At 45.4% G+C, this 13498-nt stretch carries 13 protein-coding genes; 11 read left to right on the top strand and 2 right to left on the bottom strand.

Translation table 11 applies throughout. From position 1 onward, the window contains the following. Window position 1: 1 nt before the first annotated feature. The 5 genes from BacF7301_RS19830 (at window position 2) to galE (ending at window position 4282) form a co-directional block, all read left to right on the top strand. Window positions 2-994: an RnfABCDGE type electron transport complex subunit D gene (locus BacF7301_RS19830; RefSeq protein ID WP_167965557.1), complete on the top strand. Its 993-nt coding sequence runs from the start codon at window positions 2-4 to the stop codon at window positions 992-994. Next, on the top strand, window positions 991-1734 hold the full coding sequence (locus tag BacF7301_RS19825; RefSeq protein ID WP_167965555.1) for an RnfABCDGE type electron transport complex subunit G: 744 nt from the start codon (window positions 991-993) through the stop codon (window positions 1732-1734). Before BacF7301_RS19830 ends, BacF7301_RS19825 begins: the two co-directional genes overlap by 4 nt. Window positions 1735-1748: 14 nt before the next feature. Next, on the top strand, window positions 1749-2336 hold the full coding sequence (gene rsxE / locus BacF7301_RS19820; RefSeq protein WP_167965553.1) for an electron transport complex subunit RsxE: 588 nt from the start codon (window positions 1749-1751) through the stop codon (window positions 2334-2336). Between the two features lie 96 nt (window positions 2337-2432). Further along, window positions 2433-3005 carry an electron transport complex subunit RsxA gene (gene rsxA, locus BacF7301_RS19815; RefSeq protein WP_167965551.1) on the top strand — a complete coding sequence of 191 codons (573 nt, stop codon included), beginning with the start codon at window positions 2433-2435 and terminating at the stop codon, window positions 3003-3005. Between the two features lie 242 nt (window positions 3006-3247). Then, the gene (gene galE / locus BacF7301_RS19810; RefSeq protein WP_022136693.1) at window positions 3248-4282 is read left to right on the top strand and encodes a UDP-glucose 4-epimerase GalE; all 1035 of its coding nucleotides are present in this window, start codon (window positions 3248-3250) and stop codon (window positions 4280-4282) included. 258 nt (window positions 4283-4540) lie between these two features. Here the strand turns inward: galE and ispE are convergent, their stop codons facing one another. Then, entirely contained in the window at window positions 4541-5365 is an 825-nt protein-coding gene (gene ispE / locus BacF7301_RS19805) for a 4-(cytidine 5'-diphospho)-2-C-methyl-D-erythritol kinase (protein WP_167965549.1), read from the bottom strand. Window positions 5366-5599: 234 nt separating this feature from the next. Here ispE and dnaB point away from each other — a divergent pair, with 234 nt between their 5' ends. The 6 genes from dnaB (at window position 5600) to BacF7301_RS19775 (ending at window position 13211) form a co-directional block, all read left to right on the top strand. Next, window positions 5600-7168: a replicative DNA helicase gene (gene dnaB / locus BacF7301_RS19800; RefSeq protein WP_167965547.1), complete on the top strand. Its 1569-nt coding sequence runs from the start codon at window positions 5600-5602 to the stop codon at window positions 7166-7168. Between the two features lie 265 nt (window positions 7169-7433). Then, window positions 7434-9896, top strand: coding sequence for a phenylalanine--tRNA ligase subunit beta (pheT, locus tag BacF7301_RS19795; RefSeq protein WP_167965545.1), 2463 nt, complete (start codon window positions 7434-7436; stop codon window positions 9894-9896). A 41-nt stretch (window positions 9897-9937) separates the two neighbouring features. Continuing rightward, on the top strand, window positions 9938-10675 hold the full coding sequence (locus BacF7301_RS19790) for a YebC/PmpR family DNA-binding transcriptional regulator (protein WP_167965544.1): 738 nt from the start codon (window positions 9938-9940) through the stop codon (window positions 10673-10675). A 6-nt stretch (window positions 10676-10681) separates the two neighbouring features. Next, window positions 10682-10927: a TIGR03905 family TSCPD domain-containing protein gene (locus BacF7301_RS19785; protein WP_167965542.1), complete on the top strand. Its 246-nt coding sequence runs from the start codon at window positions 10682-10684 to the stop codon at window positions 10925-10927. Window positions 10928-11163: 236 nt separating this feature from the next. Continuing rightward, complete coding sequence (locus BacF7301_RS19780) at window positions 11164-12417, top strand: Nramp family divalent metal transporter (RefSeq protein WP_167965540.1); 1254 nt, start codon at window positions 11164-11166, stop codon at window positions 12415-12417. Window positions 12418-12446: 29 nt separating this feature from the next. Beyond that, complete coding sequence (locus tag BacF7301_RS19775) at window positions 12447-13211, top strand: exodeoxyribonuclease III (RefSeq protein WP_167965538.1); 765 nt, start codon at window positions 12447-12449, stop codon at window positions 13209-13211. Between the two features lie 4 nt (window positions 13212-13215). Here the strand turns inward: BacF7301_RS19775 and BacF7301_RS19770 are convergent, their stop codons facing one another. After that, a complete protein-coding gene (locus tag BacF7301_RS19770; RefSeq protein WP_167965536.1) occupies window positions 13216-13482 on the bottom strand; it encodes a hypothetical protein in 267 nt (88 codons plus the stop codon). Between the last annotated feature and the right edge of the window lie 16 nt (window positions 13483-13498).

The raw sequence follows: 13498 nt of genomic DNA, 5'->3' as shown, positions 1-13498 counted from the left end.
TATGGAAAATAAATTAATCGTATCACTATCACCCCACGTTCATGGCGGAGACAGCGTGAAGAAGAACATGTACGGCGTGCTGATTGCACTGGTTCCGGCTTTTCTGGTGTCTCTCTATTTCTTCGGACTGGGTGCCCTGATTGTTACAGCTACTTCCGTTGCGGCTTGTTTGTTCTTCGAATGGGCAATCGGAAAATATTTGATGAAGAAACCGACCACGACTGTCTGCGACGGCTCTGCCGTTATCACAGGTGTGTTGCTGGCATTTAACTTACCTTCCAATCTGCCCATCTGGATTATCGTCCTCGGCGCACTGTTTGCTATCGGTGTAGGCAAGATGTCTTTTGGCGGACTGGGTTGCAACCCTTTCAACCCGGCATTGGCGGGACGTGTGTTCCTGTTGCTCTCTTTCCCGGTGCAGATGACAAGTTGGCCGGTAGTCGGTCAGTTGACCGCTTACACGGACGCCACCACCGGCGCTACTCCGCTGGCGTTGATGAAGCAGGCGATTCATGGCGATACCTCTGCGTTGAGCCAGATTCCGGATGCTTTGAGCCTGTTGATCGGGCAGAACGGCGGATGTATCGGTGAGGTCAGTGCGTTGGCGCTGCTGATTGGGCTGGTTTATATGCTTTGGAAGAAGATTATCACTTGGCATATCCCTGTATCTATCCTGGTGACTGTATTCGTATTTGCAGGTATCATGCACCTGGCAGATCCTGAAAAATATGTTTCTCCGGTATTGCAGTTACTCTCCGGCGGTCTGATGCTGGGTGCTGTCTTTATGGCAACCGACTACGTGACTTCTCCGATGAGCAAGAAAGGAATGTTGATTTATGGTGTTTGTATCGGTCTGCTGACGGTCATTATCCGTCTGTTCGGTGCCTATCCCGAAGGTATGTCATTCGCCATCCTGATTATGAATGCGTTCACTCCGCTGATTAACACCTATTGTAAACCTAAACGCTTTGGGGAGGTAGCGAAGAAGAAATGAAAAAGTTACAATCATCTTTAAAGAATATGTTGCTGGTGCTTACGGGTGTGACTGCTGTCTCCGTAGCGTTACTGGCTTATGTGAACGAACTGACCAAAGGCCCTATCGCTGAAGCGAACGCGAAGACGCTGAACGAGGCGCTGAAGAAGGTTCTTCCCGAATTTACCAATAATCCGGTAGCGGAAAGCGATACTATTTTCGGTGAGAAAGACGGAAAGAAGTTCGTTGATTTTATCGTCTATCCGGCAAAGAACGGCGAAGAGCTGGTCGGCACGGCTGTTGAAGCTAAGTCGATGGGATTCGGCGGTGAATTGAAAGTGCTGGTAGGCTTTAATGCCGAAGGCAAAATCTATAATTACTCTCTGCTGGCTCATGCGGAAACTCCGGGACTGGGTTCGAAAGCTGACAAATGGTTTGGCGCTTATGATCCCACGAAAGGCGAACAAGGCGTGACGCATGAAGAAAGTACAAAATCTATCCTGGGTATGAATCCGGGTGAAGCTCCGCTGACTGTGAGCAAAGACGGTGGCTCGATAGATGCTATCACTGCGTCTACTATCAGCTCGCGCGCATTCCTGAATGCTGTGAATGCAGCGTACCAGGCATACAAAGCAGAGGGTGGGGAAGTGAACGGTGTCACCGGTGCTTCTCAAAAGGCTGCCGGTGAAAATGCAGACGCGGATGCAGCTACTGGAGCTACGATTAAAGTTGAACTTACTGATTCTATCAGTGCTAATTAAGAAAGGAGACAGGTATGAATAACTTTAAAGTAATGATGAACGGGATTGTCAAAGAGAATCCTATTTTTGTGCTCCTGCTTGGTATGTGTCCCACATTGGGTACGACTTCATCGGCTATCAATGGTATGGGTATGGGGCTTGCCACGATGTTCGTATTGATTTGCTCGAACGTGGTAATCTCTTCCATCAAGAACCTGATACCGGACATGGTGCGTATCCCTTCATTTATCGTGGTGATTGCGTCTTTCGTAACGCTGCTTCAGATGATAATGCAAGCTTATGTGCCGGATTTGTATGCTACGCTCGGTCTTTTCATTCCGTTGATTGTAGTAAACTGTATTGTGTTGGGACGTGCCGAAGCGTTCGCCGCGAAAAATAATCCGATTGCTTCCATGTTCGACGGTATCGGCATGGGATTGGGCTTTACTATTGCCCTCACTCTGCTGGGTGCTGTTCGCGAATTCCTGGGAACAGGCAAGATTTTCGACCTGACAATCATGCCGGAAGAATACGGAATGTTGGTATTTGTACTGGCTCCGGGCGCTTTCATCGCTTTGGGATACCTCATTGCAATAATTAATAAATTGAGAATTGAAAATTGAGAATTGAGAAATAATAGACATGAACTATGTTCTTAATTTCACTTTCACATTCTCTGATTTTTTAATTTTTAATTCTCAATTTTCAATTTAATAATTATGGAATATATATTGATTTTTATTTCGGCAATCTTTGTAAACAACATCGTGTTGTCGCAGTTCTTGGGTATCTGTCCGTTCCTCGGCGTATCCAAGAAAGTGGAAACTGCGATGGGTATGAGCGCTGCGGTTGCTTTCGTGCTGACCATCGCCACCATCGTAACCTTCCTGATTCAGAAGTTTGTCCTTGATGTTTTCGGTTTGGGATACTTGCAGACGATTACTTTCATCCTGGTGATTGCCGGACTGGTGCAGATGGTGGAAATCATCCTGAAGAAAGTCTCTCCGGCCCTTTATCAGGCATTGGGTGTGTTCCTGCCGCTGATTACGACCAACTGTTGTATTCTTGGTGTGGCTATCCTGGTGATTCAGAAAGACTTTGATTTGCTGACAGGAGTTGTGTATGCTTTCTCTACGGCTTTGGGCTTCGGGCTGGCACTGGTACTCTTTGCCGGACTGCGTGAACAGATGAGCCTGGTGAAAATCCCGAAAGGGATGCAAGGCACTCCGATTGCCCTGATTACCGCCGGTCTGCTTGCCATGGCATTCATGGGATTCTCAGGTGTGGTGTAAGACTTACAGTTGATAATTAAATATGGGATTGGGAACTCCGGTGTATGGCGACATACAGGCTGCGGGTTTCCAATTCTTTTTTGTACCTGAATGCTGTTTTTTTATACCTGAATACCATCGAATCGTACCAAAACGGTTTTTTGATAAATAATTTCGTGACAATTTATTGCAAATCCATTTTATTTCCATAAATTTGTAGCTCAAACGACAAAAAGCCGAGAAACTAACCATTTATAAAGAATATGAAAGAAAGAATTTTAGTAACGGGCGGAACAGGATATATAGGTTCGCACACCGTAGTAGAACTACAAAACAGTGGATATGAAGTAATCATCATCGATAATTTATCAAATTCAAGCGCTGACGTTGTTGACAATATAGAGAAGGTATCCGGTATTCGTCCGGTTTTCGAGAAATTGGATTGTCTCGATTTGGAAGGTCTGGATGCTGTGTTTACTAAATATAAAGGAATTAAGGCTATTATTCACTTTGCAGCGAGCAAAGCAGTTGGAGAATCAGTGGAGAAACCGTTGCTTTATTATCGCAACAACCTCGTTTCTTTAATCAATCTCCTCGAGTTAATGCCTAAACATGGAGTGGAAGGTATCGTGTTCTCTTCTTCTTGTACAGTATACGGTCAGCCGGATGAACTGCCGGTAACGGAAAAGGCCCCGATCAAGAAAGCGGAATCGCCTTATGGAAATACCAAACAAATTAATGAAGAGATTATTCGCGATACAGTAGCTTCCGGAGCTCCGATCAATGCTATCATGCTGCGTTATTTCAATCCGATTGGCGCGCATCCTACCGCATTGCTGGGTGAACTGCCGAATGGTGTTCCTCAAAACCTGATTCCTTATCTCACTCAGACTGCTATGGGTATCCGTGAGAAACTTAGCGTGTTTGGTGATGATTATGATACGCCTGACGGCTCTTGTATCCGTGACTTTATCAATGTTGTTGACTTGGCTAAAGCACACGTAATCGCTATCCGTCGTATCTTGGAAAAGGGACAGAAAGAAAAAGTAGAAGTATTCAATATCGGTACGGGACGTGGTGTTTCCGTTTTGGAATTAATCAATGGCTTTGAAAAAGCTACCGGTGTGAAATTGAATTACCAGATAGTCGGACGCCGTGCAGGTGATATCGAAAAGGTTTGGGCAAACCCTGATTTCGCAAATAATGAACTGGGTTGGAAAGCCGTAGAAACTTTGGAAGATACTTTACGTTCTGCATGGAACTGGCAACTGAAGCTCCGTGAGAGAGGTATTCAGTAAAAGAGATAAATGTTTTAATTAACATAAAAGTTTAAACAAACCGTGCATGCGGTTTGTTTAATAGATGCTAATCAACCTGAAGCTATTTGTGAGTATGTGAATATACATAAGTAGTACTTATACCTCTCCGGTATAGACAGGTGGATTGCATAGTAGTTTTGTCGTGTTTTATTTTGTGTTTGTGTTGTGACGGTACTACGACGTGAGTCGTGGTACCGTTTTTTGTTTGCCCGCAAAGCAGGCAAACTGCTTTTATTGTTACAGTTTTCCTTTAAAGCAGAAGGTGTCGGGCTTCCAGTCTATTTCCGGCAGGGAAGATTCCGGTACGAACAGCCCGAATACAGAAGAACCGGAACCGCTCATGGAAGCATAAACTGCTCCTTGATTATAGAGTTCTTGCTTTATTTCTCCGATAACGGGATGCTGCGGGAAGACGCTCGCTTCGAAATCGTTGATTAATGTATCCTTCCATTCTGCAACCGGACGACGGATTACCTCTTTGACCGGATATTCGGGATGATGGGGATGAATGTTTGCGAAGGCTTCGCGGGTGGAAACAAAGACGTCCGGCTTCACAATCATAATCTGGTAACCTTTTAATGAAAGTTCGATTGGCGAGAAGATGTTGCCGATGCCTTCGGCGTAGGTCGTTTTGTTCTTAATGAAGAAGGCGCAGTCTGCTCCCAGGGTGGCGGCATATATTTCCAGTTGGTCCTCAGATAATTCCAGATGGAAATGATTATTGAGTAATTTCAGCATAAAAGCGGCATCTGACGATCCGCCGCCAAGACCGGCTCCTGAAGGGATATGCTTATATAGATGAATCTCGACAGGGGGAAGGTGAAACTCTTTGTCCAGAAGTGAATAAGCCTTTGCCACCAAATTATCTTCCGGATTGCCGGCTATCTCCATTCCATATTGGTGGAGAGTGATTTTCTTTTCTGCTTCGGGCAGAGTGCGGATTTCGAGAGCATCCTCGAGGGCTACCGGATAGAAAACCGTTTCAAGGTTGTGATAACCGTCCGGGCGTTTCTCCGTGATGGAGAGCCCCAAGTTTATTTTGATATTCGGAAAAACGATCATAAGGTTATTTACTATTTTACAATTTACAATTTACTATTTGTAGTGGTGCACACCACAATTAATCGTGTGCTTAATGTGATTCGGGAGCAAAGTTAGTAAAATCTTCATTTTTCCTTATTCATTCTTCGTGATTATATTCTATCTTTGTCGTCCCGACTGGAAAAACTCTGTTATAAAGGAGTCTGTCCGGTCGCAAAATAGTAAATAGTAAATTGAAAACTAGTAAATATCTTCATGGCCGAACAGAGAAAAAATACCCGTAATACAAAGTCTACTAAAGTGCAACCGGTAAATGACTATGGTCGTATCCAGCCACAGGCACCCGAGTTGGAAGAAGCTGTGTTGGGAGCTTTAATGATTGAGAAGGATGCTTATTCACTGGTGAGTGAAATTCTTCGTCCCGATTCTTTTTATGAACGCCGGCATCAGTTGATTTATACTGCTATTACCGATCTTGCCGTGAATCAGAAACCGGTGGATATTCTGACGGTAAAGGAGCAACTTAGCAAACGGGGAGATTTGGAAGAGGTCGGCGGACCGTTCTATATTACTCAGTTGAGTAGTAAGGTCGCCTCTTCGGCACATATTGAATACCATGCGCGTATCATTGCGCAGAAGTCACTGGCGCGTGAGTTGATTACATTTACAAGCAATATCCAAAGTAAGGCTTTTGACGAGACGCTGGATGTGGATGACTTGATGCAGGAAGCGGAAGGCAAACTTTTCGAGATTTCTCAGCAGAATATGAAGAAAGACTATACGCAGATCAATCCGGTGATTGACGAAGCCTATAAGCTGATTCAGAAGGCTGCGGCACGAACTGACGGTTTGAGCGGTCTTGAAAGTGGTTTCACGAAACTGGACAAGATGACTGCCGGCTGGCAAAATTCCGACCTTATTATTATTGCCGCCCGTCCTGCCATGGGTAAAACAGCTTTCGTGCTTTCTATGGCGAAGAACATAGCTGTTGATTATCGGAACCCGGTGGCGTTGTTCTCTCTTGAAATGAGTAACGTTCAGTTGGTGAACCGTTTGATTACGAATGTTTGTGAGATTCCGAGTGAGAAAATCAAGAGCGGACAGTTGGCAAATTACGAATGGCAGCAGTTGGACTATAAGTTGAAGGACTTGCTGGACGCGCCGCTTTATGTGGATGATACTCCGTCTTTGTCTGTTTTCGAACTTCGTACGAAAGCGCGCCGTCTGGTGCGTGAGCATGGGGTGAGAATCATTATTATTGACTACCTTCAGTTGATGAATGCGAGCGGTATGGCATTCGGAAGCCGTCAGGAAGAGGTGAGTACCATTTCGCGTTCGTTGAAGGGATTGGCGAAGGAGTTGAATATTCCGATTATTGCGCTGTCACAGTTGAATCGTGGTGTGGAAAGCCGTGAAGGTATCGACGGTAAGCGTCCGCAGTTGAGTGACCTTCGTGAATCGGGAGCCATCGAGCAGGATGCCGATATGGTGTGCTTTATCCATCGTCCGGAATATTATAAGATCTTCCAGGATGACAGGGGAAATGACTTGCGTGGTATGGCGGAGATTGTGATAGCCAAGCACCGTAATGGTGCGGTAGGCGAGGTGTTGCTCCGATTCAAGGGTGAGTTCACCCGGTTCTCGAATCCGGAAGACGACATGGTTATCCCGATGCCGGGCGAGCCTGCCGGTGCCATGCTTGGTTCTAAAATGAATACAGGGGGAGCGGGTTCCGTTCCACCACCGCCGGCGCCTGACTTTACTCCGCAGACGGATAATCCGTTTGCCGCACCGATAGGAGGGGATGGACCGCTGCCATTTTAGTTGCTCATTATTTCACCACAGAGGACGCAGAGGACACAGAGTTCTTTCTTTTTACTAAGTACTCATGTTTAATTAGTTCACAAATTAATTATATACATTTACTTATTACGGATTTACACTTGTTTATCATCTTCCCGCTATCCTCTGTGTCCTCTGCGTCCTCTGTGGTGAAATAACTCTCAACTTTTTTAAGAACCTTTTCGGTCAACCGAAAAATCTTATTAACTTTGCAAATCTTTTTGAGAAACAATAAAAAAATAATGATATGAATATCTCTTACAACTGGCTGAAAGAGTATGTCAATTTCGATTTGACGCCCGAAGAAACGGCGGCTGCGTTGACTTCTATCGGCTTGGAAACAGGTGGTGTGGAAGAAGTGCAAACCATTAAAGGTGGTTTGGAAGGTCTTGTGATCGGCGAAGTGCTGACTTGCGTGGAACACCCGAATTCCGACCATTTGCATATTACTACTGTCAATCTGGGAGAAGGCGATCCGGTGCAGATCGTTTGTGGTGCTCCGAATGTGGCTGCCGGACAAAAAGTGGTGGTAGCTACTTTGGGAACAAAACTCTATGACGGTGACGAATGTTTTACCATCAAGAAATCAAAAATCCGTGGTGTGGAATCTACCGGTATGATTTGTGCTGAAGACGAAATAGGGCTTGGTACGGATCATGCAGGCATCATCGTATTGCCGGAAACTGCTGTTCCGGGTACCCTCGCCAAGGATTATTATAATATAAAGAGCGACTATGTGCTTGAAGTGGATATCACGCCCAACCGCGCGGATGCCTGCTCACACTATGGGGTAGCCCGTGACTTGTATGCCTATCTGATTCAGAACGGCAAGCAGGCTACTTTGCAACGCCCGTCAGTGGATGACTTCAAAGTGGAAAACCAGGACTTGAATATTGAAGTGAAGGTTGAAAACAGCGAGGCTTGTCCGCACTATGCCGGAGTTACCGTGAAAGGAGTGACGGTGAAGGAAAGCCCGGAATGGTTGCAGAACAAACTGCGACTGATCGGTGTGCGTCCTATTAATAATGTAGTGGATATTACCAATTATATCGTTCATGCTTTCGGTCAGCCTTTGCACTGCTTCGATGCTGCCAAGATAAAAGGCAATGAGGTGATTGTTAAAACAATGCCCGAAGGAACTACGTTCGTCACACTGGATGAAGTGGAACGTAAACTGAACGAACGCGACCTGATGATTTGCAATAAGGAGGAAGGCATGTGTATTGCCGGTGTATTCGGCGGACTGGATTCCGGTTCTACGGAAGCTACGACGGATGTATTCATCGAAAGTGCTTACTTCCATCCTACATGGGTGCGTAAAACCGCACGTCGCCATGGTCTGAACACGGATGCTTCTTTCCGTTTCGAACGTGGTATCGACCCGAACAGTGTGATTTATTGCCTGAAACTGGCTGCCATGATGGTGAAAGAACTGGCTGGCGGTACGATTTCTTCTGATATTAAGGATGTATATACTACTCCTGCGCAGGATTTCATCGTAGACTTGGCTTATGCAAAAGTCAATTCACTGATAGGCAAGGTGATTCCGGTAGAGACAATCAAGAGCATTGTGACCAGTCTGGAAATGAAAATCACCAATGAAACGGCTGAAGGTCTGACATTGGCTGTTCCGCCTTACCGAGTGGATGTACAGCGCGACTGTGACGTGATTGAAGATATCCTTCGCGTTTACGGATATAATAATGTGGAGATTCCGTCTACTCTGAAGTCTAGTTTGACTACGAAAGGTGAGCATGACAAATCAAATAAATTGCAGAATCTGATTGCCGAGCAGTTGGTTGGCTGCGGATTCAATGAAATATTGAATAACTCATTGACCCGTGCCGCTTACTATGATGGTCTGGAGACGTATCCGTCCAATCACCTGGTGATGCTGCTGAACCCGTTGAGCGCGGATTTGAACGCTATGCGCCAGACTTTGTTGTTCGGCGGACTGGAAAGTATCGCTCATAACGCGAACCGTAAGAATGCCGACCTGAAATTCTTCGAATTCGGTAATTGCTATTATTTCGACGGAGACAAGAAGAACACGGAAAAGGTGTTGGCTCCTTATTCGGAAGATTATCACCTGGGCTTGTGGGTGACCGGCAAGAAGGTTTCCAACTCATGGGCACACGCTGACGAAGACAGTTCTGTATATGAGTTGAAGGCTTACGTGGAGAATATATTGAAACGTCTGGGACTTGATCTGCATAATTTGGTTGTAGGCAACCTGACTGATGATGTTTTTGCTGCTGCGCTTTCTGTGAATACGAAGGGTGGCAAGCGTCTTGCGTCTTTCGGTGTAGTGACTAAGAAATTGCTGAAAGCATTCGATATTGATAATGAAGTGTATTTCGCCGACCTGAACTGGAAAGAACTGATGAAGGCTATCCGTTCCGTGAAGATCAGCTACAAGGAAATTTCCAAGTTCCCGGCTGTGAAGCGTGACCTGGCTTTGTTGCTTGACAAGAACATACAGTTTGCCGAAATCGAAAAGATAGCGTTCGATACGGAGAAGAAGTTGCTGAAAGAAGTGGAACTCTTCGACGTGTACGAGGGTAAGAACCTTGAAGCGGGCAAGAAGTCGTATGCTGTCAGCTTTCTGCTTCAGGACGAGAGTCAGACATTGAATGATAAGATGATTGACAAGATCATGTCGAAACTGGTGAAGAACCTGGAAGATAAGCTGGGTGCGAAACTTAGATAATCTGATAAACTTAAAATTATCAATCTAAAATATACAAACCAATGGGAAGAGCATTTGAATATAGAAAGGCCACCAAACTGAAAAGATGGGGCCACATGGCTAAAACATTTACAAGACTGGGTAAGCAAATCGCTATCGCTGTAAAGGCAGGCGGTCCGGAACCTGAAAATAACCCGACGCTGCGTTCGGTGATCGCTACTTGTAAGCGTGAGAATATGCCGAAGGATAATATCGAACGTGCTATCAAGAACGCGATGGGTAAAGACCAGAGCGACTACAAGAGCATGACTTACGAAGGATACGGCCCGCATGGAATTGCTGTCTTTGTGGATACTTTGACAGACAATACTACCCGTACGGTGGCTGACGTCCGTTCGGTATTCAACAAGTTCGGCGGTAACTTGGGTACAATGGGTTCCCTGGCATTCCTTTTCGACCACAAATGTATGTTCACTTTCAAGAAGAAAGACGGACTGGATATGGAAGAGTTGATTCTCGACCTGATCGACTATGATGTGGAAGATGAATACGAAGAGGATGACGAAGAAGGAACAATCACTATCTACGGTGATCCCAAGAGTTATGCAGCTATTCAGAAACATCTGGAAGAATGTGGTTTCGAAGATGTCGGTGGAGACTTCACTTACATCCCGAACGACTTGAAAGAGGTGACTTCCGAACAGCGTGAAACTCTGGATAAGATGATCGAACGCCTGGAAGAATTTGACGACGTGCAGACTGTTTATACTAATATGCAACCCGAAGAAGGCGAAGAATAAGCGGTCATGGAGTATGTGTATAGGACGAAAGGTACTTGCAGCACGAACATCGAACTGAATGTGGAAGATGGAGTGGTGAAGGAAGTGGCCTTTTGGGGTGGATGTAACGGTAATCTGCAAGGTCTTTCACGCCTGGTAAAAGGGATGAAAGTAGAAGAGGTGATAACAAAGCTCGAAGGAGTGCGTTGTGGCGGCAGACCGACATCTTGTCCCGACCAGTTATGTCGTGCATTGCACGAGATGGGATATTAATAGTCGACATTTCCCTTTTTTATAGTTATATCGGAAGGGAGTGGCAAAAAACTCCCTTTTGATTTTTATTTAGGCACGGATTACACGGATAACACGGTTTTGATTGATTTTGAACCGTGAAATCCGTGAAATCCGTGCCTAAATCTTATTTACTTATTTGTTGGTATTTTGAACCAAAATGAATCTTCAGTCGTTATTTATAAGTACATTTGTACTGGATAAACTATTATGCAAAAATGAAGAATATTTTTCAAGACTTAAAACGCAAAGATCATAAACGTTATTTGGGCGGACTGGATGTTTTCAGATACATCGGTCCGGGACTTTTGGTAACTGTCGGGTTTATTGATCCGGGAAACTGGGCGTCTAATTTTGCTGCCGGTTCCGAATTCGGGTATTCATTGCTTTGGGTGGTTACCTTGTCCACTATTATGCTGATCGTCCTTCAGCACAACGTTGCCCACCTGGGGATTGTCACCGGACTCTGCCTTTCGGAAGCAGCCACTAAATATACTCCGAAATGGGTGTCTCGTCCGATATTGGGTACGGCGGTGCTGGCTTCCATCTCTACTTCGCTGGCGGAGATTCTGGGTGGTGCCATTGCATTGGAAATGCTGTTTGATATGCCTATCATATGGGGAGCTATATTGACGACCGTTTTTGTCTCTATCATGCTTTTCTCCAATTCTTATAAAAAAATAGAGCGTTCCATTATTGCGTTCGTTTCCGTGATCGGGCTTTCGTTTATTTATGAGTTGTTCCTCGTGGAGATAGACTGGCCGGCTGCGGCAGCGGGATGGGTGACTCCGTCTTTTCCGAAAGGAAGTATGCTGATTATCATGAGTGTATTGGGCGCGGTAGTGATGCCGCATAATCTGTTCCTTCATTCGGAAGTGATACAGAGCCACGAGTATAATAAGAAAGATGATGCGTCCATTAAGAAGGTACTGAAATATGAGTTGTTCGATACGCTGTTTTCGATGATTGTCGGCTGGGCGATTAACAGTGCGATGATTTTGCTGGCTGCCGCTACGTTCTTCAAGAGCGGTATTCAGGTAGAGGAGTTGCAACAAGCCAAATCACTGCTCGAACCGTTGTTGGGAAGTAATGCCGCCATCGTATTCGCGTTGGCTCTGCTGATGGCGGGCATTTCATCGACTATCACGAGCGGGATGGCGGCAGGTTCCATCTTCGCAGGTATTTTCGGTGAATCGTATCATATCAAGGACAGCCACTCGCAGGTCGGGGTTCTTCTGTCTTTAGGGATTGCCCTGCTGCTGATTTTCTTTATCGGAGATCCTTTCAAGGGGTTGATTATATCGCAGATGATACTTAGTATCCAGTTACCCTTCACGGTGTTCTTGCAGGTGGGGCTGACTTCTTCACGGAAGGTGATGGGGGATTATGTGAACAGCCGTTGGAGTACGTTTGTGTTGTACACCATTGCCATCATCGTATCGGTGCTGAATATTATGCTGTTATTCTCATAAAAAGAACATGAATTAATAAATATATGACAATGAAGATTATTACTTATAACGTGAACGGGTTGCGTGCTGCTGTTTCCAAAGGTTTCGCGGAATGGCTGGCGCAGGAGAATCCCGATGTTCTTTGTCTGCAAGAGACAAAACTACAACCGGACCAATATCCGGGAGAGGTGTTTGAAGCGCTGGGGTACAAGTCTTATCTGTATTCTGCACAGAAGAAAGGGTATAGCGGAGTGGCTATACTGACCAAGCAGGAACCGGATCATGTGGAATATGGGATGGGAATGGAAGCCTACGATAATGAAGGGCGTTTTATCCGTGCTGATTTCGGAGATTTGTCGGTTGTCAGCGTGTATCACCCTTCGGGAACGAGCGGGGATGAACGCCAAGCATTCAAGATGGTGTGGCTGGAAGACTTTCAGAACTATGTGACGGAGTTGCGGAAAACCCGTCCGAATCTGATTCTTTGCGGGGATTATAACATTTGCCATGAGCCGATTGATATCCACGATCCTGTGAGGAATGCGAAGAACAGTGGTTTCCTTCCTGAAGAACGGGAGTGGATGACACGTTTCCTTTCGGCGGGATTTATCGACTCTTTCCGGTTGCTTTATCCCGAAAAGCAGGAATATACGTGGTGGAGCTACCGCTTTAATTCGCGTGCCAAGAATAAGGGTTGGCGGATAGATTACTGTATGACGAGCGAGCCGGTACGTCCTTTACTGAAGAGTGCACAGATTTTGAATGATGCTGTACATTCCGATCATTGTCCGATGGCGCTGGAAATCGAGCGTTGAGCTTTTAGAATTGGGATGGCGGATTCAAATCCACATATGGATCTTTGATGGCGGATTCCATCATTGCGTTCACGGTGATTCCGGCATCCTCTTTATAGGTCCTTCTTTTGTTCCACTCGCGTATATCTTTGAGTGTGACTTCACGCTTTTTTCTGTTTTGAGGGAAATTGATTTTTCTTTTCCTATCAGCGTATTCGTCTTTACGTGCGGAACTCATCATAGCCTGGATAGCTATGGCTGTCGATTCTTTATATGATATTGATTTGCCCATATTTTTAAATTTAGAT

The organism is Bacteroides faecium, assembly GCF_012113595.1.
In the GTDB taxonomy this organism is placed as follows: Bacteria; Bacteroidota; Bacteroidia; order Bacteroidales; family Bacteroidaceae; genus Bacteroides; species Bacteroides faecium.
Note: the sequence above shows the minus strand (reverse complement) of the source record. Positions and strands in the feature narration are given on the sequence as shown.